Raw genomic sequence first — 24,448 nt, forward strand, 5'->3', positions numbered from 1 at the left:
ACAAGCCGATTTCATAGAAAATACCTGCGCCATTTCGCAGGCTTTTTCCCTACCACGATGTTTCCTACCCATTTTGTTCAGTACCGCGACCTCACAAGGAGAGGTGCGCACCCGGAAAAAACGGCTGTCCTTCAAATTAAGGGCTCACTGTTTCCCATAGCCCTAACCCTAACTGAGTGTCGCGACTTTCTCGGGCGGCCTGAGGCAGCTCCTGAAAAGCTGCCTCTATTTGTTTGTCAGTCCATTCGCATCGGATTACCCGTCATTCCGAAGCTTCACTGAAGCTCCCTTAATGAGAGAGACATATATCCGCTCATGTTCCACTTCCTCGCCTGCGATGAGGCGGAGGAGCTGCTCGGAGGCCATAGCGCCCCAACGGTACTTGGAATACTCGATGGTGGAGAGGCGCGGCTGAAGATAGTGGGTCAGATCAATGTTGTCAAACCCGATGAGCGAGAAGTCCTCGCCTACCCGAAAGCCTCGGCGGGCCGCATAGTTATGCAGGCCGATCGCCATCTCGTCGTTCATGCAGAACACGCCGACCGGGCCGTCATACGAATCCAGAATGATGCGGCCGGCCTCTTCGCCTGAGCCTTTATTGAAGTCGCCTTCGATTATGACCGCCTCGATATCGGGATGGCGGGCCAGCGTCTGTCGGACGGCGAACATCCGCTGCCGGGCGTCGAACGTATCCGGCGGTCCCGTCACAACATATAGCTTGCGGTGCCCGGTATCGATAAGATAGTCCATCGCCAGATTAGCGCCGGCCTTATTGTCCAGCAGCACCTGGTTCACGGCCGGATGATTGAGCTCTCGGTCCAGGACGACGAGCTTGTGGCCGCGCTCCGCGTAATCCAGCAGCTCCTCGTCGGAGAAGGTCAAGTCAAGAATGATGGCCCCGTCAATCATACGCTCCGGGAGCAGCCGGTGGGACTGCATGCCGCTGCAGACGATCAGGTCGTAGCCCTTGCGATTCAGTACTTCTTTCATACCTTGGAGCAGGTCGCCCCAGAAAGCGCCGGTAAAGTCGGTCAGGAACGCCCCGATAATGCGGGATTCCTGCTTTTTGAGCTGGCGGGCCGCAGCATTGGGAATATAATTCAATTCCTTGGCGATGGCAAGGATTTTGGTGCTTGTTTCGGGTGTAACCTTAGGACTGCCGTTCAGGGCGTAGGAGACCGTCGAGATCGACACTCCGGCCTGCTTGGCAATATCCTTGATGTTGACCATCGGGTTCCCTCCTAAAGACTGCTTGTTTTTCAAATATACCACAACTTTCTCTTTCGTAAGCGTTATCCGGAAGACGATTTTTTCATAATCAGGCTTCAATCGCAATTTCATTCAGCTGTTCGGCTTCCGGCAGCCAGAGGGGCTCCAGCTCCTCCAGGGACAATTCCGCGCCGGTGCTGCGGTAAGGACCGATGAGCCTGCTGAAGGAGGCCTCGCGTCCGTTGACGGTAATCCGGCGGATAGCGCTCCCGCTGCCGGAGAGCGTGTAGGTGATGCGCACCGGCCGGCCGGCTGCCGCAAAGCGCACGCTCAGTCCGTCCAGCTCGGCCGGAAGCACCGGATCCAGCTGAAGACGGCCTGCGGCTAGGCGAATGCCAAGCACGTTCGAGATCAGCTGGTTCATGTAGATGCCGGGGCCGCTGGAATAGATGCGCCAGCCGCCCTTGACGGGAGCCGAGCCGCTGCGCAGCTCGCCGAAGCGCTCCGCAGCCTCATAGCGGCTTGCGAACTTGCCGTCGGAGCTGCTGAAATACGTATTGCTCTGCCGCAATTCCGCGTTCGGCACAGCTTTGCGAATGCCGATCGGGTTAATGACCTGCAGCGCCAGCCACGCTTCCTCGGGCTTGCCAAGCCCCGCCATCGCTTCGATGAAGCGGATATGGGCATGCACATACTGCAGCCCGATTTCGCGGCCGAAGTTGGCCGCCTGCTCCGCGCGCTTAAAGCGGGTGCTGACGCCGCCTTCATAAGAAGCCGTCCGGTTCATCAGCCGCACGCCGTCCGGGAAGCTCAGCTCGCGCTTGATCAGCCGGTAATGCTGTTCGGCCTGTTCCGGCGTGAGCAGCCCGGCAATCATGCTGCGCGTCATCGGCAGCAGCCGGTATTGGATGCCGGTGCGCGTGTCGGTCGGATGGAGCCATTTGTCCGGCTGCTCCGGGTCCTTCATATACAGGAAGCCGGGAATGACTTCGTCCGGATTCATGTAGCGGCGGAAATCCGCAGAGATGCCGTCCGCCAGCTGCAGCAGTTCCGCGCCGAATGCCCGGTGCTCTTCGGAGGCGCCGCCCGCGGCGGGAGCGGAAGCTAGCAGGGTGCCGAGCTGCCGCACGGCTTGATACGTCAGCGCCACGGTCCAACTGCTGATCATATAGGTGCGCAGCTCCGCGCTGGCCGGCTGCAGCGTGTCGTCCCAGTCGCCGTCGCCGTAAGCGGAAAGACGGGTGCCGTGCAGGAAGCGGGCGCGGATGTAGTCCATCTGCTTCAGCACATGATGAAACAGCGCCTGTTTTTTCTCTGTCAGCTCGAAGGTGTGCTGATCCGTATAGGATAGCTCAGATTCCAAAATGGAGGTATCGCCCGTTGCGGCGATGTAGTCGCCGAGCAGCTTGAGCGGCCACACGATGATATCTCCGTGGCTCTCTTCCTGCTGGACGCGGCGATAGCGGTCGAACATGAACCATTGCGGCCAGCCGCCGCCGGAATCGTATTGATGTTCATATACCGTCAAAATAATATCGCGGACCGCCTCGTAATGCTGAACCGCAAGAAAGTACTCCGCAGGCCCTTGGCATACGTCGCGTGTACCCCAAGCGGCTCCGCCGTATTGCTCCAGCCCGTGAGGAACCGCAAAATGAACCCGCATGTTATGCGTGTACCACCACGCCAGCATGTTCAGGCGCTGCACGGCTTCGCTGCCCTGCGGGTGCTCCATGGCGAAGCCGTTCATCAACTTGGCCATATCCTCGCGGTATTTCAGCTTCTCGCTTTCAAAAGCGGGAGAGGGCGCTGCGGGCGCATCGGCGCCGAAGCCGGCAAGGCGGCCGCCGATGAGGAGGCGCCAGGAAGCCGCGGCATCCGTCTCCAGCACAAGCAGCGGGGCCGGCCCTGGGACAAGCGACGGCATCAGCCTGCGCTCATCGGTTCTGCGCAGCCCGGTGCCTTCGGCACAGATCCGGTAGCGGAGCCCGGGATACGCCTCGCGGATCGGCGAGCCTTCGGCCGCGGCAATGAGCAGGCAGCCTTCGCGCTCTGTCAGTTCATAAAGAGCCTCGTACTCGCGGTCGCCCATAGTGATCTGTGCGGTGATCAAATACTCGCGGGGCCGACCGCTTTCGGACCTCACTTCCAGCACCGCGTCAGGGGAGTCTGCGCTCGTATAGCTCGTAATTTCGAGCGTATCCCCGTCCAGCCGGTAGATCCAGCGGCAATAGTTGAAGCCGATCTCGAACAGGCTCGGCATGGCGAGCAGCCGGAAGCTGCCGCCGACCCGGGCGTATAATCGAAGCCCGGAGGCATGGGTGGCGCCTAGCGCATTTCGCGTATTGCTCAGCAGCTTGTTGAAAGAAGTATTGCCGACGACGAGATGGGAGTGAAAAACCCCGTACATATAAGCGGTCGAAGTCAGCATTTCGACGCCCGCCCGGTCGGGTGCGCCGCTCATCAAAATATGGCCGTGCGGCCGCTCGATGCGCATCTCCTTGCTTTTCAGCACTACGTGCTCGTAAGTCGGAGTGAAAAAGGAGAGCAGTTCGCCATCCGCCCATTCCTCCTCCAGACGGGAAGGATAGCGCGCTTGCAGCTCGGCGGCCGTCAGCGGTCGGACCTTGAGCGGGGCTCCGAGATCCGGCGACTTGAGCGGCACCGGATGGGCAGGTCCTTCGGCGGCAGGCAAGGACTCCGCCTCTTGCCAAGCTGCCGCAAGCTCATGGGCGAATTCGGCTGACGCGACCGCCTCGGGATGATCCTCGCGGAACATGCCGTAAAAGACGGCTCGGGCTCCTTCCGCCGCATCCATCGATTGGGACTGGAGCGCTGTATAGGCGAACTCGTACTGGTATACCTTGCTTGGCAGTTGATCTCGAGAAAGCGCCTCGGGCTGATGGGTATCTTTGAAGCTGAGGCCGAAAAATTGGAAGCCGTCGGTGGAAAAGGAAGCGGCGCCCGTCAGGCAGCCCTGCTGCAAATAAGGGAAGCGTCCAGCCTGCGGCTGATTTTGACGGGAGCAGACGACCCAGCCCAAATCTTCAGTACGGAAGGCCGCATGATCGATATACTGCGAGCAGTAGGCTTCGTTGCTGCGCACGGCGGCGGGAGCGCCGAGGCCGATATCCTGGCCGTAGACGATATCCGCCCGGACGGAAGCGCCTTCCGAATGAAGGTTGACTTCCCAAAACCATATATTGCGCGATGATAGCAGAAAAGAGACCTCATAACGAATCTCGTCGGCGATGCCGCTCCAGGTGATGCGGTGTTCTCCGCGGCTGACGCGGCTTGCCGAGCGGACGCCGAGCAGCGGATGGACCGAGTAGCCCTCAGGCCGGGCGATCCTCAAATATAGGTTGTTCAGCGAGCCGTCCGGCGGGCTGCTCAGCAGCTGATTCAGCATAATTCCGCCGCCTAGAGCCTCATACAGGTCTCCCGACGGATGAAAGGTGAAGGCTAAAGCTCCGGCTTCCAGCCGCCAGACGGCCGGGTGCGGAGCGGGTTGTTGAGTCGACATCGTGCAGTACCTCCTCTGATGGGTAAAACCTTCTTACAACGGAAAATGGGTAATAGAAACGTTTCTATAACAGTTAAAAAGAGTATAAACAAAGTAGTGAAATGAAGTCAAACGTTAAATATTTTTGTGTGTTCGCGCATGCTGTACGGAAATTGTCCATTTCCGGCTATATATGAAGGGGAAATTGTTCAACAAAAAAACCTTGAATACGATTTCAATTTGATCTATAATTCATATCGAAACGTTTCTATAAAGTTTGGAGCAACTTAATCAGGGGAGGAAAAACAGATGAAAAAGAAAACTGCAAGCGCGGCCATCGCGACAGTTATACTCGTAGGAACTGTACTCGCGGGCTGCTCGTCAAGCGGTAACAAATCCGGAGAAAGCGGCAAAGTCACGCTCTCCGTCTGGGCGATGGGCGACAGCAGCAAGCCGATGGAGCAGATGGCAGAGGCCTTCGCCAAAGAGAACCCGGATATTACGATAAAGGTACAAGCGATTCCGTGGGGGAGTGCCCATGACAAGCTGCTGACAGCAGTTGCTTCCAAAAAAGGACCGGATGTGCTGCAGATGGGTACCACCTGGATGCCGGAATTCGCATCGGCGGGCGCGCTGGCCGATCTGACAGGGGACCTGGCCAAATATCCGGAGCTCGCCGCCGGCAACTTTTTCAAAGGCACTGTAACCTCCAATCAGTTCGACGGCAAAACTTTCGGCGTGCCTTGGCTTGCCGAGACAAGAATATTATTTTATCGCACCGATGTGTTGAAATCGGTCGGGTACGATCATGCGCCAAAAACTTGGGATGAACTGCTCGACGCTTCCAAAAAGCTGACCGAGCGCGGCAAGGACAAATACGGCATCGGCCTGGATCCGAAGGAACCTACGCTGAGCTTCATGTTCGCCCGTCAAAACGGCGCCAAGCTGATTACGGACAACAAGGCCCAGTTCGACCAGCCGGCGTTCCGCGATACGGTGGCGTATCTGAGTAGCTTTTTCCAAAACGGCTACGCTCCGGTCGATCTCGGCCTGGACATTTCCCAGACGTTCGGCGGAGACGGCATGGTTCCGATGTTCATCAGCGGTCCTTGGATGATCAAAACTGTCAAGGATCAAGTTCAAAATGTCGACGGCAAATGGGCCACAGCCGTGCTGCCGTCGAAGCAAAACAATATGAGCTCCCTCGGCGGCTCCAACTTGGCCGTTTTCAACTTTACCGAGCATAAAGCCGAATCGATGAAGTTCATCTCGTTCCTGAGCAAGCCGGAAAACCAGCTGGCCTGGATGAAACAAACCGGCGAGCTGCCGGCGAATATGAAGGCGTGGGAAGATCCGCAGCTGAAAGGGGATGCCAATATGAGCGTTGTCGGCGAGCAGTTGAAAACCGCCGAGCCGATGCCGCTCGTCAAATCGTGGGATAATATTTCCCAGAACTACCTGAAAACCTTTGAACAGATTTACCGTGCCAAGGCGGACATCGATGCCCAGTTGAAAGACTTCAACGCGCAATCCCAGCAGCTGCTGAACAAGTAAAACTGATTAATCGGCCAAGTGCAAAGGAAGTGAGATCATGAAAGGACCTTCAAAGGCTGCGCCATACGTCTTTATCGGGCCGACCCTTATTCTGCTTGCTGTGTTTTCCCTGCTGCCCATTCTCGTTGCGGTATACATCAGCCTGACCGACATGGGTCTCGCGGGTCTTGCCAATTATTCGACCATTCATTTTGTCGGGCTCAAAAACTACGACGATGTGCTGGGCGATCCCGTCTTCCTGCTGGCGCTGCGAAACACGCTGTTCTATGTCATCGTCGGCGTGCCGCTGGTCATCGTGTGCTCGCTCGGCGTTGCGCTGCTGATCAACTTCGGCCGCTCGCGCGTGTTCAAAATATTCCGCGGCGTGTACTACCTGCCGTCGGTCACCAACGTAGTGGCCGTGGCCGTTGTCTGGAGCTATCTGTACAATCCCCGCATCGGCCTGTTCAACTACATCCTGACGTCGCTCGGCGCAGACCCGGTGCCATGGCTGACCGAGCCGACCGTTGCCAAGCTGTCGCTCATTATGCTGGCGCTCTGGCGAAGCATCGGGCTGAATATGATCATCTTCATCGCCGCGCTTCAGGGGATCGACCGGTCGTACTATGAGGCTGCGCAGCTCGACGGGGCAAGCAATTGGCAGCAGCTGACGCGGATTACGATTCCGATGATGCGTTTTGCGATCTTCTTTGTCAGCGTGACGACGATGATCGGCTGGCTGCAGTTTTTTGAAGAGCCCTTTGTCATGACTCAGGGCGGACCGCTTAACGGCACCGTATCCGCATCGCTGTTTATTTACCAGAACGGCTTCCAGTTCAGCCACTTCGGTTATGCGGCAGCGGGATCGTTCATACTCTTCTTTATTATTATTGCCGTCACCATGCTCCAGCTGAGACTCCAGCGGAAGCAAGCCGAGGAATAGGAGGCGAACATGTATGTCATCATCCGCGATTAAAACGTCTGGCCGGACCGAAAGCTCGCGCGGAAAGCTGCAGCAGTGGATCGCCGGCCTTGTTTTGACCGTATTTGGCGTGGCGATGATTTTGCCGTTCATCTGGATGCTGCTCTCCGCCTTCAAGACGGAAGGGGAGATCAAGCGCATGCCGCCGACGCTGTGGCCGGAAATGTTCACGTTTGACAACTTCAGCAAACTTTTCACGGAGATGGATTTCAGCACGTATTTGTTTAATACGCTGCTGATTACGCTGCTCTCCTTCGTCGGACTGCTGCTGAATGCGATGGCCGGCTTCGGCTTTGCCAAGTATAAATTCAAGGGCCGGGAAAAAATGTTCCTGCTCGTGCTCGCCACGATGATGATTCCCGGGCAGGTCACGATGATCCCGGTGTACCTCATCCTGAACAGCGTCAATTTGACGAACACGATGCTTGGCGTCGTGCTGCCGAGCTTCACGAGCGCCTTCGGCATTTTCCTGTTCCGCCAGTTCATGCTGACGCTGCCGGATGAGATTATGGAGGCGACACGGTTGGACGGAGCAAGCGAGTACCGGCTTTTCGCACAAATCGTACTGCCGATGTCCAAACCGATTCTCGCCGTGCAGGCGATCCTGACGTTCATCGGCGGCTGGAACAGCTTCCTTTGGCCGCTCATCATCGCCAACGACGAGAAGCTGTACACGCTGTCGGTCGGCCTGCAGCTGCTGAAAGGCCAGCATGGCACCAACTTCGCGCTGCAGATGGCGGGCGCGGCGTTCATGGTCATTCCGATTATGATTATTTTCTTCTTCTTCCAGAAGCACATTATCGAGAATTACAATATTTCAGGCATGAAATAAAGTGAAACCTCCGCCCCGAAACTGGGAGCGGAGGTTTTTGTTGTATACGTAAACCCCCAGGTTTGACTGGGGGTTCAACTCGAATGAATAAGAGAGGAGCCGGTCTGCCAACCGCTGCCACTTGCGAATCGTGGAAATCTATTCGAAATTTCACACAGAAATTGTACTGATTTCGTGAAAAACGAAAAATAAATATGAAAAACCGAACAGAATCGTGCCAAACAGCGATAAAGATGACTTTTGTATGCGAAAAATTAAACAGAAAAGGGCAAAAGGGACTGCAATAGGCCGTCCTCCGGCAACCAGTTACATCTTCCACCCGGCGCAGCACGATTGGAGATCGGGAACGCCGGCCCGTATGCGCCCGCCGAACATCGCCATGCCTGTCTGCCGCTAGACGGATGAATCAACCTGATTGGGCAACCTGTTTCACTTATTCCGTAATAACAACCGTTTGGTCGTCGCTGTTCCAAGTCACTTTTGCGCCCAGCGCTTCTGCGATGAATCGGGCCGGAACTACGGTGAAGCCGTTTGCGAGCCGCGCTTCCTGCTCCAGAGTCACGCTGCTGCCGTCGACCGTTGCGGTTTTGGAGTCGAGCGTCAGGACGATCGTTTTGCCGCCTTTTGTCACTGTGATCGCCTTTTGCTCCTCGTTCCAGGCTACCTTCGCACCCAAGGCTTCGAACACACCGCGGGCAGGGACGAGGATGCTGCCGTCGACGTTGAGCGGAGCTTGCTCGAACTGCTGTTGTTTGCCGTTAATTGTCACTTTAACCGTTACCGAGCCTTCGTTTTCCACCTCGGCTGCAAGCTTCTCGAATTCGGCAAGCGTCGATTCAAACACCTTGAGCGCTTCTTCGATCGGTTTGGCCGTCGACATGTCAACGCCGGCTGCTTTCAGAACGTCGATCGGCGATGCGGAATTGCCTGCCGCAAGGAAGTTGTCGCGAATGCGGTTCACGGCCGTCGGACCTTCGGTGAGCACCTGATCGGCCAGCGCCGCGGACGCCGCAAAGGAAGTCGCGTACTGATACACATAGTAGCCGTAATAGAAGTGCGGGATGCGCGCCCATTCCATGGCGATTTCGTCATCGGACACGATCGCAGGGCCGTAGTATTTTTTGTTAATGTCGAGATACAGTTTTTTCAGCGTTTCCGCATTGAGGGACTCGCCTTTTTGCGCTTTTTCATGAATCGCGCGCTCGAATTCGGCAAACTGCGTTTGGCGGAATAGGGTGGTGCGGAAATTTTCAAGGTATTGATTCAGCAGATAGAGCTTTTCCTGTTTGGATTTGGCTTTGGCGTAAAAAGATTTGAACATCAGCGTTTCGTTCATGGTGGAAGCGACTTCCGCCGTGAAGATCGGGTAGCTTGAGTTCAAGTAATTTTGCGTTTTGTTCGTGTAATAGGACTGCATGGCGTGACCCAGCTCATGCCCGAGCGTGCTCACGGAGTCATAAGTTCCCTCGTAGTTCAGCAGTATGTAAGGATGCGTGTCAAAGGTACCCCACTGGTAGCCGCCGCTCCGTTTGTCATCGGTCGGATAGACGTCGATCCAGCCTTGGTCAAAAGCTCCCTTGAGGACGTTCTCATACGCGTCGCCCATCGGTTTCAGCCCGTCGAGCACCATCTGCTTGCCTTCCTCATACGGTATGTAACGTTCCTCGTATTCGACGACAGGGGTGTAAATGTCGTACATGTGAAGCTGGTCGACGCCGAGCAGCTTTTTCTTCACTTCCATATAACGGTGCAGGGGCGACAAGTTTTTGTTCACCGTATTGACCAACTCGTCATAGACCTGGACAGGGACGTTATTCGGCGTCAGCGCGCCTTCCAGAGCCGATCCGTATTTGTGCAATTCGGAGTTGATGTTGTTAGCCTGCACTTCGCCGCCGAGCGTTTTCGAAAAGGTGTCCTGAAACTTGGCCAGTGTACCGTAGTAAGCTTCGAAAGCCGCTTTGCGGACGTCCCGGTTTTTGCTTTCCATGTAAGTGATAAAGTTGGAGCGCGTAAGCTGGACTTCCTTGCCGTTCTCGTCCTTGATCGTCGGAAATTTGATATCTTTGATGAGCATGGAGAAGGTGTCTTCCGGATTGCTGGAGAGGGGGGAGGTTTTGGCTAACGCTTCTTCCATTTCCTTGGAAAGAGTATGCGCTTTCGTGCGGACCTTATCTTCGACAAAATGTTTGAACGGCTTCAGTTCGGGGGCGCTCAGCAGCGCTGCGAGCTGGTCGTCCGGAATTTGGTTCAGCTCCACGGTGAACCAGGCCAGTTTCGAAGCCGTATCGGAGCTAAGCTTGTCAGCGCCGTCGGAGAGCGTCTGCATGTCCGGATTGCCGGAGTTAACATCCAGGCTCAGGTGTGCGAACACATACGTTTTGTCGAAGAGGCGGTTCAGTTCGGTGTAATCGTCCAGAGCCGATTTCAGCACGGAAGCGGAGGATCCCAGCTTGTTTTGATACTTGGCAGTGAAAGCCTCCGCCAAATCGCGGACTTTTTTCACATCGGCGTCCCAGGCTGCTTTGCCGGCATAGATGTCTTCCGTTTTCCACTTATAGGCCGACGGAATGTCGGCGCGCGTCGGATAGGACGGTTTGCTCTCCGATTGCTGCCCAGCCGCTGCGAGCACGTACCCCGTGTTCAATGGTATGAACGGGGCGGACAGGGCGGATACGGTCAGGGTGACGCCGGTCAGAGTGATCAGCCATTTCTTTTTCATGTGCGATAGCTCCTCTCATGTTTACAATTTTTTCAATCTAAATAAAACTATCATACAACAGTCTCACAAAAACGAATAGTATAAAAATACAAAATTCCCTTGTTAAACCAGAAATTTTTTTTACTATATACACGATGAATAGATAAAAGATTACATAATAATTATTATGTCGATAAATTGATATCAGAATATTCGCGATAGTATGGCTTGCGAAATACGGGAGTTTCATAGCAGTATCCCAATTGGCGGCATAAGACCAAACAACCGATCCTATATGAGGCTCGGTTGTTTGCGTTTGGAGCATATGAAGGGAAAGGCCGCATGAACGCTTTGAAGCACAGTGTATAAGGGAGGAATCCGTTCAGTTGCCGCGAATTTGACTCCACATAGTCACCATGTCGATCCAGCCGCGATGCTCGGCAATTTTGCCGTCCGCAACGCGATATCTGCGGTACAGAGTGACATCAATCGTATTGCCCGTAGGCGCAGTACCAAAGAATATGCCTTGATGCGTGCCTTTTACTGTCATTCTGACGAGCACCGTATCCCCTTGGCCGATGATCTCTTCGACAGTGTAGCTTTTATCGGGAAATGCCTCCAAGATTGTTGCGGCAAATTTTTTGAGGCCTTCTTTGGAATGGTAAGAAAGCTCTTGATAATCGGCTGACAGATAACGATCCACGCAATCCAATTCATTTTGGTTCCAAAATGCTTTTATAAATTCATTTACCGTTTCCACATTTCTCTGTTCCGTCGTTTTCATGTCCGCCATCTCCTTATAGGTTTATTTGCAATTATTGAGCCTGGATTTGAGGCAAAAGTGTGCCTGTATCGAACCAGCCGAGGTGTTCGGCGATTTTCCCATCGATGACGCGGAATTCGCGGAATTGAGTTGCCTTCACGGTTTTGCCTGTAGGTGCATTTCCCGCAAAATGACCTGAATGCACAGCCGTCATGAGGATTCTTGCGATGACTTTTTCTTCTTGGGCCAGAATTTCATCCACGGTATACTGACGATCCGTAAATGCCTCCAGGAATTGCTTGACAAAGAACTGATCCGTCCTTTCCAGAATGTTTTGATTCGCAATATCCTCGATAAATGCGGTCACTGCTTCTGCATTTTTTTGTTCTATCGGTTTCATAAAAAACATCTCCTTAAGTAAGGTTTAGTAAAGCCCGTTCTACTGAAGCAAATTTACCCACGAACAGGCATAATGGGATACTGGGATGAAGATGATCGCTATTCCAACGTCATTACGTTACCAAAAGGTAACATGTTGGCGAAAAAAAAGAGACTGCGTTGTTAATTTGATGCCGCGGCGGTTGTCACAAGCTTCCGGGTCAGCTCCACGAAAGTTTGGACTGCACCCTGAACTCTGTCTCTCATACCCTCGTCTAAAGGAGCGCCATCCGGACCAAATTCATTCGAACCATACCCGATAGAAATCCACTCTGAACAGCTAACCCCGTGCAAATTGCGTACAATAGTCTGCAGGTGGGTCAGCGAGCTTACTCCGAGCGGGCCGCCGGCGGAGCTCACCGAGAGCACAGGCTTGCCTGCAACTTGCTTGGCGTTTACATAGTCCAAAGCGTTTTTGAGTGCGCCGGATATGGAGCCGTGATATTCCGGAGTCGCTAGAATCAAACCGTCGCCGGCTGCGATTGCTTCCAGCATTCGCTGGACGTTCGGGTGGAAATCCCAGTTGTCCGGCGAAAAGAGCGGCAGCGGCAGCGCCGATAAATCAACGAAATGGACCGCAATATGCTGGGCTTTCAAAAGACTTTCCATGTACCGGAGAAGGTTGGTACTGCTTGCGTTTGCGCGGTTACTGCCTGCGATCAAAGTTACTTTCATCTTCAACATCACCTTTCATTTTCAAATGGTTGGTTGTGGTTAGAGGGAGGGATTTACATGCCGCCGGCTGACAAACAAATCCGTTTGTGATAATATGTGACTGTAAGGTCACTATTGATATTTTCATCATACGTTACTATATGGTAACATGTCAAGTGACTTCATTCCATTTTTTTCTGAATGTCAAAAAGGAGGTGCTCCGATTGGATAATGACATATTCAAAGCGCTTGCCGATCCCAGTCGCCGTACGCTTCTGGATATGCTTCACGCCTCGGATGGACGAACGCTAAACGATCTCTGCGCCCCGCTCGACATGTCCAGGTTTGGCGTCATGAAGCATTTGAATATATTGGAGGAAGCCGGGCTCATTACCACGAGAAAAGCAGGCCGGGAAAAGCTGCATTATTTGAATGCCGTACCCATACGCCAAATTTACGACCGGTGGGTAAGCAAATACGCCGAACCCTGGGCGATCGAATTAACATCTCTACAAAACGAATTGGAGCGTGAAACGAACATGAACAACAAACCCCGTCATGTCAACCGGATTGCGATAAAAGCGAAGCCTGAGCAGGTATGGAAAGCGATAACGGATCCGGACAAAACGTCGAAGTTTTGGTTCAACTGCGCCATCCGGTCCAACTGGGAAGTCGATTCTCCCTTCGAATTATGGAACGGGGATGAAAAGAAGGCGGAAGGGACCATTCTTGAGATGGATCCTCCGAACAAGCTCGTTATGGGTTGGCGGTTCATCTCGTTTCCGGGTACGGAAAACGATACTCCGTCGCGCATTACATGGGAGATCGGATCGCATGCCGAGCTCCAGGGCGTAACCCTCGTAACCGTCGTGCATGATGAATTCGAGCAGGCTGCAGCTACGGCGCGGATTCTTGAAAACGGTCTGCCGATTGTGCTTTCGGGTTTGAAAACGCTGCTTGAAACCGGGGGGATGCTCGTTACTTGAATAATTCGTTTCTGAATCTGACCATCGTCAGTTTGGAAAAATCCCCACAGAAAAAGCGCCGGCTCACGATGTTATCATGAAACCGGCGCTTATTCGATCGATTCCACATATACGATCAAATGGAGTCTCTGTTAGGAAGCCCCGTTGGGCACCGCGGGACTCCGGCTGGTTGCTACGCGTGTCAATTGCGACGAGCCGTTCGCTCTATGCCGTCAGCGGTTACTTTGTACAGTTGGTGCGGCAGGTCGTGTCCCATGCCGTCAACCAACATTAGCTCGGCGCCCGGGATGGCAGAAGCCGTGTCCTCGCCACACGCCGGGACGAACAGGGGATCGTCCACCCCATGAATGACAAGTGCTGGTACTTTTATGGTCGCCAGCCGCGGACGACGGTCACCGGAGACAGCGATCGCAGCAATTTGTCGTCCGACACTGCCTGGATCGTAGGCTCGCTGGACTTCCTCCAGAATGAGCGCCCGATAAGCGTCTTCTTCAAACGGATAGCCAGTGCCGGCGATGCGTTTGGCAAAAGAGAGGCTGTGCGCCAAAAATCCTGCTTCATCCTCAAAGGGGTTCGGCGCCGGTTTAGTCATCATCGCCATGACATCCGGGGAAGCTTGCGGAAGGGTGGGATTACCGGAACTGGACATAATGGAGGTGAGTGATAAAACCCGTTCAGGGTACTCACTGGCTGCAATCTGGGCGATCATTCCGCCCATCGACCTGCCAACGACATGTGCCCGGTCAATTGAAAGGGCGTCGAGCAGTCCGATAGCGTCGCCTGCCATGTCATCGAGAGTGTAAGGGATGTCCGGTCGCTGTCCTGACATGAGAGCAGTCGCCAGTGCGTCAAAATCCAGCGCCCGATAATGGCTAAAGTGTGTCGAGCAACCTGCGTCGCGATTGTCAAAGCGGATTACGCGAAAGCCCCGCGCTGCTAATATCCGACAAAACGGAACCGTCCATCGAATCATCTGGGTTCCAAGCCCGGCGATTAGGATAATAGCCTCGTCATTTTCGTTACCGAAACTGTCATAGGCCAAATCAACGCCGTTGACTTTCAGAATGTTCATGATCATGTTCTCCTCCAATTCATTAATTCGGTATCGGAAGTTCTGCCATTGGCAGAAGGCGGGAATCTTCGATCGCTGCAGTCCGATGCCCGATACCGGCCAGGTAGTCTTGATGACTTGAAAAAGCAAGAAACGACTGCGCGCTGCTCTGGCGGACCAGCATGACAAGATCCCATCTTTCGTCTTCGGGTCCGATAAGAAACTCTCCGCCATCGCCAAGAAACATGATTTCACCTCCGCTTTCACGGAGAAATGGGAGGGTGTGCTCAATATAGCGGTTGAAAGCTTCGGCACCGCTGATTGGGTCCTCCGGTGTTAGTTCAGGATTGGCTGTGTAATCGGCAATATCACGAAAACGCAGCAGGTTCAACATGACGATGCTGCCCTCAATGCCTCGCTGCATGAACCTCATGCCAGCGCGTTGCGATGGTTCGATGTAACGAATAGATCCAAACTCCGTCATAGCGGCTCCTTTCGTAGTTCCTTTTTTCATTCCAAATCTCCACATGCTTTCATTCATAGGTTCCCTTCAGGGAATGCATTAGCGGCTAATCTTTTGACATGGTTTCTGATATCAGGTGCCCAGTCATCGATGAAGTGGTAAAAACGATCCAAATCACCAGCATACAGTGCCCGCAGAGCTTCTTCGTATTGATGGAAGTTCCCGGCCATAGCTGTCATAAAGTGATATGTTGCTTCTTGTGACTCTCGGATATTGCTCTGTTTTTCTCCAGCACGGCGAGCCTCATCAATGAGTTTTCGTAATGTTACCGACGCACCTCCAGGTTGACTCTTGAGCCATTCCCATTGCCGTGGCAATAACGTAACCTCACCGGATACAACCCCCAGCTTGGGTCGACCGACCCGCCGTGTAGGCTGGTGATTCACTTCCGTACCGGGTAAGTCACCAAACTGTTCTCCTAATCGTTTGAGCACATCATCTGTCTTCCCACGAAAATCAACATCTACTGGCTTCCCCGTGGAATCGTCAAATATAAGCAGCTGTGTGAGGTCTCTGTCATCCAGAGCATCCTTCACTGTAGTAACAACATGCTGTAACGAACCACTGGCGACGACTCCCACACCCAAAAATGCCGTGCAGTAAAAGCGCGTTAGGGCATTACTCATGCTGACCTCCTCTCTGATTGCCTCACCAATTATACCCGGATAAAAATAAAAAATCAATATTACCCGGGTAAAATGTATTTTCTCGTTCGTTATGGAGGGAATACATGCAAAAAACGCGGCCTAAGAGGAACCGCGCTGTTGAGGGCTAGTGTTTGTTTTATGTTGTACATGCTGTGTTTTGTCGCAAAACTTCTCGTTCTGTATCGTCCCGATTCTGGTATGACGGACGCCTTCCCGAATCTTCAGCCTGTGCTTGCGAGACCGATTAACTGGGAACTGATCCGACAGCAGTACGATCAGATGATGAAGTACGCCACCGCACTACGGCTCGGTACCGCAGAGACAGAAGCCATCTTGAAACGGTTTACCCGGATTAATTTGAAGCATCCAACTTATCAAGCATTAGGAGAACTCGATCCTTATGGCACATTCCGCCTCAACATGAGCGAACGATTATCCTTGGAAGGGGAACTAGCGTGACGGAAAAACGTACATCGTCCAAAAAGAAGGCTCGGGAACCGGCAAAGTATTTGCGCGGCGAGCGGCCAGACTACGCGTACTTGAAAAGCTTATTCCAGCACTTGAGAGCGGAGCTTGAAATCGAGGTTCCCAAGGCATCCGCGTCAGCGAACTAATCAATATTAGACTGACAGATATTGATTGTGATTACTGTCAGGTTCGCATTAATAACGGAAAAGGCGGAAAGGATCGTATCGTTCCGTTTCCTCAGTCATTTAAAGAATACTGATCGGGGGGGACGAAAGATTTTGGCCAAATATTCGGAAGAAGCCGGTCTTGTTCAAAATCTGACGCCGCATAAGATGCGACATTTCCTGTTGGCCTGATCAGGTTAAATCCCTTCGTCAGTCTAATTTCGGTCACGGATTCCAAATTGCGACAAAAATAGTGTTTTTTAGAGAAAGGAATTTTGAATAAAATAATAGAATTTAATAATATTTGGAATATTTATGCAAAACAGCCGAGGATCATGTTGAAAAGGAGGGGTGTGCAAAAATATGGGACCAATGCATCACTGTCAATGAACAGAAAACCTGCAAACATACATCTTTTTGCTGCTTCATACGCTTGTTTCGGATTATTCCTGCAAATGCGCAGGCTTTTCTGCGGGTACATAGGGTTCGGCCTGCTCATGAGGGATAATTCCTGTACTTTTGCAGGTTTTTCCCCGAAACGTACCGATCCTATCGAAAAAGCCTGCACTTTCGCAGGTTTTGCACGCTGCCGAGCCGTTATACGAACAAATGCGCCGTCTTTGGCGGCAAAACAAAACGAAACATTTTGCTTCGTTCCCATATTGAAATTGTAATAATTTGGGTTCCCGAAAGGAGTGTACGTACAAAGTGAGGGAGCAGATCGGACAGCTTGAAAATCAGGATCAAGATGCGGCGACTGCGTATTGGAAGGGCTATTTAGCCGGCTACGAAGAGCAAACGCTGGTGCCGTCCGGCAAGCCGCATGGCAAAGTCAACGGCTATGAAGCCAACACGCTTTATTACCGTGTGAACGAAACGCTTGGCAAAGGGATCGGACGGGTCGCAGAACAGCACCATGTAGCGGTCATTGCGCTGATGCAAACAGCGTGGGGCCTGCTGCTGCAGCGATACAACAATAGCAATGACGTTGTATTCGGCAGCATTGTGCGGGTGCGGCCAACAAACATCCCGTACACGGGACAAGTCAGCGGAATGTCCGACAATGGCAGCACGATACCGGTGCGGATTCAGTGTGAAGGGGAAACGAGCTTTGCCGATGTCATGCAGAGAAAGCACGAGCGGAGCCTCACTTCACACGCTTACAGTAATGACATTCAGCATGCAGCGGGGCAGAAGCAGCATTTGATCGGCCATCTGATGATCTTTGAAAACGATCCGATTGAACGGCCGGTCAGGCAAGCCAGCGAGGCAGAAGCAAAGGCAGAAGCAGAAACAGGCCGCTTGCTTAAGGAGCCGGCGCTCTATGACTTCATCATTCGCATACTGCCCGCTAAAGAGATTGAGGTCAGCTTCTGCTACAACACGCTCATGTACGACGCGGAGTGGATAGAGCGGATTTACGGGCACCTGGTGCATATGCTGGAGCGGGTGGTGACGGATCCGGGCATAAAAGTGTGCGATCTGGAAGTTGTGACGGAGATTGAGAAAGCGCAAATCTTCGGGCCGTTTAACGACACGGCGATGGATTCGCCGCATCGGCAAACGATTCACAGCCTGCTTGAGCAGCAGGCCGAGCGAACGCCGGACCGGCCGGCGCTGTATGTTGAAGGGCAGACGCTGACGTACCGGGAACTCAACGAGCGGGCGAACCGTCTGGCGCGGACGCTGCGTGAACTTGGCGTCGGCAAAGATACGCTTGTCGGCCTGATGGCGGAGCGTTCTCTGCCTGTGTACGCAGCCATATTTGCCATTTTAAAGGCAGGCGGAGCCTATGTGCCGATCGATCCGGAAGTTCCGGAAGGCAGGATCAAGTACATGCTGGAAGATTCCGGCGCGAAGCTGCTGCTAGCCCGGAAACGCTTGAACGCAGAGCTGCAGTCGAAAGCCGCAATCCTTGATCTGGATAACGAGACGGTTTACGACGTCGACGGCTCGAACTTGGACCCGGCGGCGGCAAATGCGGACGATCTGGCGTACATCATCTATACGTCAGGGACGACCGGCGAGCCGAAGGGAGTGATGGTGGAGCATCGCGGCCTCACGAACCTGATGGTATATTTCGACCGGGAGTTGAAGCTGACCCCGGCGGATCGTGTGCTGCAGTTTGCGAGCCTTTCGTTCGATGCGGCATATTGGGAAATTTATGCGGCGATTTTTTGCGGCGCGACGTTGTATGTTCCGGCTTCAGCGACAATATTGAACTACCAATTGCTCGAGTCCTATTTGGCGGACCACAGCATTACGATGGCGACGCTGCCGCCGGCGTATGCGATTTATTTGGAGCCGGATCATATGCCGAACCTGCGAATTTTGTTTACGGCCGGCTCGGCCGCGTCGCTGAAATTGGTGGAAAAGTGGAAGGACAAAGTGAAGTACTACAACGGGTACGGCCCGACGGAAAACTCGATCGCAACGGCAGTCTGGGCGGCCTCCGGCGACCCGCAAGAGGATCGGCCAGTGTCGATCGGCCGTCCCGTTCCGAACCATCGCGTCTATATAACCGACGCGTTTGGCCATCTGGCGCCGGTGGGCGTGCCCGGCGAGCTATGCGCAGCAGGCCTCGGGCTGGCGCGGGGCTACCTCAATCGTCTGGAGCTAACAGCGGCGAAATTTGTGACAAGCCGCTTCGGCGGAGAGCGGATTTACCGGACGGGAGATTTGGCAAGATGGCTGCCGGACGGCAAAATCGAGTATTTGGGTCGAATCGATCACCAGGTGAAAATTCGCAGCTACCGGATCGAACCGGGCGAAGTGGAAGCGCAGCTGCTGCAGGTCGACGGCGTGAAGGAAGCCGTGGCAATGGCCAATGCGGACGAATTCGGCCTGCATCAGCTGTGGGCGTACTTCGTGGCGGATCGGGAGCTGCATGCAAACGAGCTGCGAATTTCCTTGTCCGAGACGCTGCCGAACTATATGATCCCGGCTCGATTCGTCCAGTTGGAGCAGATGCCGCTTACGCCGAACGGCAAAATTGACCGCAAAATGTTGTCGGAGCTTCACTCTCCCGTTTCGCTGCCGCAAGAAAACGGTCTGACCGAAACGGAACGGCGGATCGCGGATTTATGGAAAGAAGTGACCGGCAGACACGATATTTTGCCGGATGTCGGCTTTTTTGAAGCCGGCGGGGATTCGATAGGGATGTTCCGGCTTCATTATTTGATCCGCCAGCACGTTCATGAATCCGTGACCATGACGGATTTGTTCCGGTTTCCCACGATCAGGTCGCTGGCTCGCTACTTGAATGCAGAGCTTTTGGGAGAGGAGGCTAGCCAAAAATCATCCGTAAACATCCATCATCGAAGGGAAGAAATGATGCGGCAAAAGAACCTTAGAACGAAAGGAAGGTAAATGATCATGACAACCAATCAGGAGGATACGAATTACCGGGGCGTTGCGGTGATCGGGATGGCCGGAAGATTTCCCGGAGCGTCGGACCTCAAGAGCTATTGGAACAATTTGCGAAACGGAACGGAATCGATTACTTTTTTCAAGGAGCCGGAGCCGAGTCGGGTCAACGCCGCCGGGATCGTCGCGGATTATGCCGATTTCGATGCGGACTTTTTCGGGATGACGCCCCGGGAAGCCGAGATTACCGACCCGCAGCAGCGCATTTTTTTGGAATGCGCATACGAAGCTCTGGAATCCGCAGGCTACCGGCCGGCATCCGTTCCTGCCCGGGTAGGCGTCTATGCCGGATGCAGCCAATCGGAGTACATTCATCATGTTATGAGCGATGGAAATCTGGTCGAGCATCTTGGACAATTTCCGATCATGCTTGGGAATTCGACCGAATTTTTTGCCACTCGGGTTTCCTATAAATTAAATTTGAACGGCCCCAGCGTTACGGTGCAAACGGCTTGCTCCAGTTCCCTTGTAGCTGTCCACATGGCTTGTCAGGCGCTGCTTACTTATGAGTGCGATATGGCGCTTGCAGGAGGTTTGTCGATTCGGGCGGAGCAGACAGAGGGCACCTATTACCAGGAAGGCGGCATTCATTCTCCGGACGGTCATTGCCGGGCTTTCGACGCGGCTGCGGAAGGAACGGTCATCGGCAACGGCGGCGGTGTCGTGCTGCTAAAGCGGCTGGCGGATGCGGTGAAAGAGGGCGATCCTATCCTCGCTGTCATTCTGGGAAGTGCCGTCAACAATGACGGCGGCGATAAAATCGGTTTCACGGCACCGAGCGTGACAAGACAAGCCGAAGTGATCATGGATGCGCTTGCCGTCTCCGACATCGACCCGGAAACGATCGGTTATGTGGAAGCCCACGGCACGGGAACGCCGCTCGGAGACCCGATTGAAGTGGCCGCCTTGACCGATGCCTACCGCGCCTACACAAAGAAAAAACAATATTGTGCGCTCGGGTCCGTCAAAACGAATATCGGCCATCTCGACAGCGGCGCAGGAATTGCCGGATTGATCAAAGCCGTGCTGTCCGTCCAGCATGGACTAATCCCGCCGAATGTACATTATACGATGCCGAATCCGAAAATCGATTTCGACGATAGTCCGTTTTTCGTTAATAGCGAACTCTCCGCATGGCCTCTAAAAGAACACCCGCGCCGCGCCGGTGTAAGCTCTTTCGGCATCGGGGGAACGAACGCTCATGTCATTGTTGAAGAGGCGCCCCTTGCCGCGGCTTCAAGGCATGCGGAACTTCCCGGCGAGCGGACGGGTGCTCCGCAGCTTCTCGCCATCTCCGCCAAATCCGCAGTCTCATTGAAACGGAATACGGTAAACCTCATGGACTACCTTCAATCCGCTCCTGAAGCATCCTTATCCGATATCGCGTATACGCTTGCTCGCAAAGAGCCTTTTGCTCTCCGTTTGGCGGTGTCCGCCAATACGGCGGAAGAGGCGGTTCGTCATTTTGAAGAGGCGCTGCACGAGCCGTTCCCGGATCCCGCTTCTTCTCAGCCGCCGGCGGTTTTCTTCATGTTTTCGGGGCAAGGGTCGCAGTATGTAAATATGGGAAAAATGTTGTACGATCAGGAGGTTCCGAACGGAAAAGCGCAAGTTTTTCGGGAAACGGTCGATCGATGCGCCGAGCTCCTGGAGCCTCAGCTTGGCTTGGATCTCCGGCAGCTGCTCTATCCCGCGGACGGCGGCAAGCCGGAAGAAGCAAGCGCCAGCCTGAGCCGGACAGCGATGGCACAACCCGCATTGTTCGTCACCGAGTATGCGATGGCGAAGCAGATGGAGGCTTGGGGCGTTCGTCCGCAGGCGATGATCGGCCACAGCGTCGGCGAGTATGTGGCGGCATGCCTGGCTGGAGTCCTGTCGCTTGAGGACGCTTTGCACCTTGTCGCAGTGCGGGGAATGCTCATGCAAGAGATGCCCCCCGGAGCCATGCTGGCAGTGAGTCTGCCCGAAGCGGAACTGCGCGCGAGCTTGGCGGATCATGCATGGAATCTTGACGTTGCAGCCGTGAACAGTCCCGGTTCCTGCGTCGTTTCAGGCTCGTTTGAAGACATCGAAGCGTTCGAAAAAGCGTTAGCGTTGAAAACCATATCAAGCAAAAAGTTGGTCACCTCCAACGCTTATCACTCTGCCATGATGGAGCCGATGCTGGCCCGCTTCGAGGCTGTTGTGCGCCGCATCCGCCTGCGCGAGCCGCTGATTCCGTATGTATCCAATGTTAGCGGAACTTGGATTACGGCCGAGCAAGCAAAAGACCCGCTATACTGGGTGAATCATATTCGGAAAACCGTCCGTTTCAGCGACGGAATCGACCTGATGCTTCAACAAAAAGGCGCTGCCGTTTTTGTGGAGGCAGGTCCGGGTCAGGCGCTGACTACGCTGGTCAGGCAGCATTTCGCCTCCGGGCGGCTGTCTCGAATGGCTGCGGTCAATACGCTGCCGACCGCGGGATCGGATTCGTGCGCCTTTGCCAGCGCACTGCGGGCAATGGGTGAGCTGTGGCGGCATGGAGCCCAGATCGATATGACTTTGCTGTATGGCGGGCTCTCTCATCGGGTTATCCCGCTTCCTACTTATGCCTTCGACCGCAAAACGCTGCTGGCAAACGACATGCGGGATCATTCCTCATCCAGGACTTCCGTATCGCAGGAAGCCGGGACACATTCGGCGGGCTGGTTTTACGCTCCGATGTGGAAGCAGTCCGTCATTCCTTCCTTGCCCGAACGGCCGCAAAATCATAACGGCAGCCTCCATACCTATCTATTGTTTCACGATCTTCAAGGCATTGCCGAGCAATTCCGGCTGCATCTTAAGGCAGAAGGGCATACGGTGATCACCGTGCTGCAGGGAGATACGTATAGGCGAATCGAAGATGACATGTTTGCCATAGATCCCAAGGACCGTCTTGCTTACGAGAAGCTCTTTGCGGAACTGTCATCCGAAGGGAAACTCCCGCGGAAGCTGATTCATTTTTGGAATCTGGATGTACGGGAAGCCGGCAGCGGCGAGTGGGATGCGGAGCAATTTGAAACCGCCCAGCAGATGGGGCTCTACAGTTTGATGCATATCGTACAAGGAATCGGCATGGCGGCAGCCGCAGAACCGATCGAAATCATCGTTTTAACCGGCAACCTGTACAGCGTCGCCCATGAGCAAATACGGATGCCCGAACGGGCTGCGGTGCTCGGCATTTTGCGCGTAATCCCGCTGGAATACGGACAGCTCAACACGCGGATCATCGATGTGGACCAGAGCGACCTCAGTCCTGCGCGCAGCAAACGGCTGATCGAGCGGCTGTCGCGTGAAATCGCGCACGAATCGTCCGAATTCAACGTGGTCTACCGCGGAAACAGCCGATTTGTTCAAGGGATTGAAAGCATAGCCCTTCCGCAAAGCGATGCATCACCGCAGATGTTCCATGAGGAAGGCGTCTATGTGATCGCAGGGGCAACGAGCGGCCTTGGCCTGAGCATGTGCGAGGCATTGATGCAGTCGACGAATGCGGCTTTTATCGTTATGGGGGAAATCGAAGCAGAGACACCGGTCGCGTTCAGGCGGATTCGCGAGATGGAACGGCATGGCCGCTCCAAGCTGCGATACATAGGCGTGGATTGGTGCAACGAAGCCGCCCTAAAAGAGCGGATCCGGCAGGAAGAGCAAACTTTGGGCTCAATTAGAGGCGTGCTGTTCATTCCCGACGTTGTTGAACCGGGTCTCATTCAATTGCAAAACAGAGAAACGTCAGGCCGTCTTCTCCTTCCGCCGGCGATGAGCCTGTTTCGTTTGGCGTCCATCTTGCCGGAGCGGCGGAATCTCGATTGGGTGCTGCTGTTTTCGAGCGGAATGTCGCTTACGGGCGGGGTTGGCCAGATGAATGGGTGTGCGGCGAATCAACTGACGGATTTGTTCGCGACCTATTTGACCCAACAAGGGGTACAAGCCGCCTCGATTAATTGGAACATGTGGCAAGAGGACGGCTGGCTCGAAAAACAGGGGAATTTGCCTGATATATTCAAGGAACAGCTTCAACGGATGCTTCAGGAACATGGCTTTTCCATAGCGGAAGGCATCGATGCCGTGAAACAAATCGCAGCGGGAGATTTCAGTCAAGTGATTGTGTCCAAGCAAAATGTAACGGACATCCGGCAGGAATGGTTGGCATCTCCGTCGGGTATGCCTCAAGCTGCCGGGACGGAGAGCGGCGCTGAATATGCGGCGCCCCGCACCGAAACGGAAAAGAAGATTGCGGACATTTGGGAAACATTGTTCGGTCTGACGAACATCGGCATCCGGCAAAGCTTCTTTGATTTGGGAGGCAACTCTCTTGTCTCCATTCAACTGGTCGCGCGTCTTCGTCAAACATTTCACGGTGACATTCCGATGGATGTCCTCTTCGAAGCGCCGACGATAGAACAGCTCGCACAATCCATTGAAGCCAGGCAGGTGAGTCAAGAGGAGCTGGATGAATTTGAACGGTTGCTGAGCGAAGTTGAGGAGCTGCACCCCGATGAGCTGATCCAACTTCTCGGCAGCAATGCATAACAGAGAGGAGAAATCCGG

Annotated in this window: 17 protein-coding genes and 1 pseudogene; 9 read left to right on the forward strand and 9 right to left on the reverse strand. The window is 54.0% G+C overall.

The genetic code is table 11. From position 1 onward, the window contains the following. Nucleotides 1–255 precede the first annotated feature (255 nt). Complete coding sequence (locus AC0LWT_RS09355; RefSeq protein ID WP_474681046.1) at nt 256–1,230, reverse strand: LacI family DNA-binding transcriptional regulator; 975 nt, start codon at nt 1,228–1,230, stop codon at nt 256–258. A gap of 88 nt (nt 1,231–1,318) precedes the next feature. Continuing rightward, nucleotides 1,319–4,729: a GH36-type glycosyl hydrolase domain-containing protein gene (locus tag AC0LWT_RS09360; protein ID WP_474680956.1), complete on the reverse strand. Its 3,411-nt coding sequence runs from the start codon at nt 4,727–4,729 to the stop codon at nt 1,319–1,321. 288 nt (nt 4,730–5,017) lie between these two features. On the opposite strand from AC0LWT_RS09360, the gene AC0LWT_RS09365 reads away from it, so the two are divergent. Genes AC0LWT_RS09365 through AC0LWT_RS09375 form a run of 3 tightly spaced genes read left to right on the forward strand, consistent with a single transcriptional unit; the run spans nt 5,018 to nt 8,055 of the window. Beyond that, complete coding sequence (locus tag AC0LWT_RS09365) at nt 5,018–6,262, forward strand: sugar ABC transporter substrate-binding protein (RefSeq protein ID WP_474680957.1); 1,245 nt, start codon at nt 5,018–5,020, stop codon at nt 6,260–6,262. A 37-nt stretch (nt 6,263–6,299) separates the two neighbouring features. Beyond that, nucleotides 6,300–7,184 (forward strand): carbohydrate ABC transporter permease, encoded by an 885-nt coding sequence (locus AC0LWT_RS09370; RefSeq protein ID WP_474680958.1) that lies wholly within the window; start codon nt 6,300–6,302, stop codon nt 7,182–7,184. 13 nt (nt 7,185–7,197) lie between these two features. After that, nucleotides 7,198–8,055 (forward strand): carbohydrate ABC transporter permease, encoded by an 858-nt coding sequence (locus tag AC0LWT_RS09375; protein ID WP_474680959.1) that lies wholly within the window; start codon nt 7,198–7,200, stop codon nt 8,053–8,055. 433 nt (nt 8,056–8,488) lie between these two features. Here AC0LWT_RS09375 and pepF read toward each other — a convergent pair whose 3' ends face one another. The 4 genes from pepF to AC0LWT_RS09395 all read right to left on the reverse strand — a co-directional run bounded on the left by pepF (nt 8,489) and on the right by AC0LWT_RS09395 (nt 12,629). Then, nucleotides 8,489–10,774 (reverse strand): oligoendopeptidase F, encoded by a 2,286-nt coding sequence (pepF, locus tag AC0LWT_RS09380; protein WP_474680960.1) that lies wholly within the window; start codon nt 10,772–10,774, stop codon nt 8,489–8,491. A gap of 361 nt (nt 10,775–11,135) precedes the next feature. Then, nucleotides 11,136–11,537 (reverse strand): ester cyclase, encoded by a 402-nt coding sequence (locus AC0LWT_RS09385; RefSeq protein WP_474680961.1) that lies wholly within the window; start codon nt 11,535–11,537, stop codon nt 11,136–11,138. Between the two features lie 31 nt (nt 11,538–11,568). Next, nucleotides 11,569–11,916 carry an ester cyclase gene (locus AC0LWT_RS09390; RefSeq protein ID WP_474680962.1) on the reverse strand — a complete coding sequence of 116 codons (348 nt, stop codon included), beginning with the start codon at nt 11,914–11,916 and terminating at the stop codon, nt 11,569–11,571. A 161-nt stretch (nt 11,917–12,077) separates the two neighbouring features. Further along, on the reverse strand, nt 12,078–12,629 hold the full coding sequence (locus AC0LWT_RS09395; protein WP_474680963.1) for an NADPH-dependent FMN reductase: 552 nt from the start codon (nt 12,627–12,629) through the stop codon (nt 12,078–12,080). A 203-nt stretch (nt 12,630–12,832) separates the two neighbouring features. Here AC0LWT_RS09395 and AC0LWT_RS09400 point away from each other — a divergent pair, with 203 nt between their 5' ends. Continuing rightward, entirely contained in the window at nt 12,833–13,594 is a 762-nt protein-coding gene (locus AC0LWT_RS09400; protein ID WP_474680964.1) for an ArsR/SmtB family transcription factor, read from the forward strand. A gap of 181 nt (nt 13,595–13,775) precedes the next feature. Here AC0LWT_RS09400 and AC0LWT_RS09405 read toward each other — a convergent pair whose 3' ends face one another. Genes AC0LWT_RS09405 through AC0LWT_RS09415 form a run of 3 tightly spaced genes read right to left on the reverse strand, consistent with a single transcriptional unit; the run spans nt 13,776 to nt 15,794 of the window. Then, complete coding sequence (locus AC0LWT_RS09405) at nt 13,776–14,666, reverse strand: alpha/beta fold hydrolase (protein ID WP_474680965.1); 891 nt, start codon at nt 14,664–14,666, stop codon at nt 13,776–13,778. Nucleotides 14,667–14,688: 22 nt separating this feature from the next. Beyond that, nucleotides 14,689–15,159 (reverse strand): DUF1330 domain-containing protein, encoded by a 471-nt coding sequence (locus AC0LWT_RS09410; RefSeq protein WP_474680966.1) that lies wholly within the window; start codon nt 15,157–15,159, stop codon nt 14,689–14,691. Between the two features lie 23 nt (nt 15,160–15,182). Beyond that, nucleotides 15,183–15,794 (reverse strand): DUF2239 family protein, encoded by a 612-nt coding sequence (locus AC0LWT_RS09415; RefSeq protein ID WP_474680967.1) that lies wholly within the window; start codon nt 15,792–15,794, stop codon nt 15,183–15,185. Between the two features lie 198 nt (nt 15,795–15,992). Between AC0LWT_RS09415 and AC0LWT_RS09420 the strand changes: the two are divergent. The 5 genes and pseudogenes from AC0LWT_RS09420 to AC0LWT_RS09440 all read left to right on the forward strand — a co-directional run. Then, nucleotides 15,993–16,208, forward strand: a pseudogene (locus tag AC0LWT_RS09420) (Tn3 family transposase); the annotation flags it as partial. A 62-nt stretch (nt 16,209–16,270) separates the two neighbouring features. Further along, on the forward strand, nt 16,271–16,429 hold the full coding sequence (locus AC0LWT_RS09425) for a hypothetical protein (RefSeq protein ID WP_474680968.1): 159 nt from the start codon (nt 16,271–16,273) through the stop codon (nt 16,427–16,429). 20 nt (nt 16,430–16,449) lie between these two features. Then, nucleotides 16,450–16,542, forward strand: a complete 93-nt coding sequence (locus AC0LWT_RS09430) for a hypothetical protein (RefSeq protein ID WP_474681047.1) — start codon at nt 16,450–16,452, stop codon at nt 16,540–16,542. Between the two features lie 613 nt (nt 16,543–17,155). Beyond that, on the forward strand, nt 17,156–19,816 hold the full coding sequence (locus tag AC0LWT_RS09435) for a non-ribosomal peptide synthetase (RefSeq protein WP_474680969.1): 2,661 nt from the start codon (nt 17,156–17,158) through the stop codon (nt 19,814–19,816). A gap of 6 nt (nt 19,817–19,822) precedes the next feature. Continuing rightward, entirely contained in the window at nt 19,823–24,430 is a 4,608-nt protein-coding gene (locus AC0LWT_RS09440; protein WP_474680970.1) for a type I polyketide synthase, read from the forward strand. Nucleotides 24,431–24,448: the final 18 nt, after the last annotated feature.

The sequence above is a fragment of the Paenibacillus sp. sgz302164 genome, assembly GCF_056120505.1.

Coding starts and splice junctions, on each gene's coding strand:
- AC0LWT_RS09355 (WP_474681046.1), bottom strand. CDS start 1,230: ATGGTCAACATCAAGGATATTGCCAAGCAGGCCGGAGTGTCGATCTCG.
- AC0LWT_RS09360 (WP_474680956.1), bottom strand. CDS start 4,729: ATGTCGACTCAACAACCCGCTCCGCACCCGGCCGTCTGGCGGCTGGAA.
- AC0LWT_RS09365 (WP_474680957.1), top strand. CDS start 5,018: ATGAAAAAGAAAACTGCAAGCGCGGCCATCGCGACAGTTATACTCGTA.
- AC0LWT_RS09370 (WP_474680958.1), top strand. CDS start 6,300: ATGAAAGGACCTTCAAAGGCTGCGCCATACGTCTTTATCGGGCCGACC.
- AC0LWT_RS09375 (WP_474680959.1), top strand. CDS start 7,198: ATGTCATCATCCGCGATTAAAACGTCTGGCCGGACCGAAAGCTCGCGC.
- pepF (WP_474680960.1), bottom strand. CDS start 10,774: ATGAAAAAGAAATGGCTGATCACTCTGACCGGCGTCACCCTGACCGTA.
- AC0LWT_RS09385 (WP_474680961.1), bottom strand. CDS start 11,537: ATGAAAACGACGGAACAGAGAAATGTGGAAACGGTAAATGAATTTATA.
- AC0LWT_RS09390 (WP_474680962.1), bottom strand. CDS start 11,916: ATGAAACCGATAGAACAAAAAAATGCAGAAGCAGTGACCGCATTTATC.
- AC0LWT_RS09395 (WP_474680963.1), bottom strand. CDS start 12,629: ATGAAAGTAACTTTGATCGCAGGCAGTAACCGCGCAAACGCAAGCAGT.
- AC0LWT_RS09405 (WP_474680965.1), bottom strand. CDS start 14,666: ATGAACATTCTGAAAGTCAACGGCGTTGATTTGGCCTATGACAGTTTC.
- AC0LWT_RS09410 (WP_474680966.1), bottom strand. CDS start 15,159: ATGAAAAAAGGAACTACGAAAGGAGCCGCTATGACGGAGTTTGGATCT.
- AC0LWT_RS09415 (WP_474680967.1), bottom strand. CDS start 15,794: ATGAGTAATGCCCTAACGCGCTTTTACTGCACGGCATTTTTGGGTGTG.
- AC0LWT_RS09440 (WP_474680970.1), top strand. CDS start 19,823: ATGACAACCAATCAGGAGGATACGAATTACCGGGGCGTTGCGGTGATC.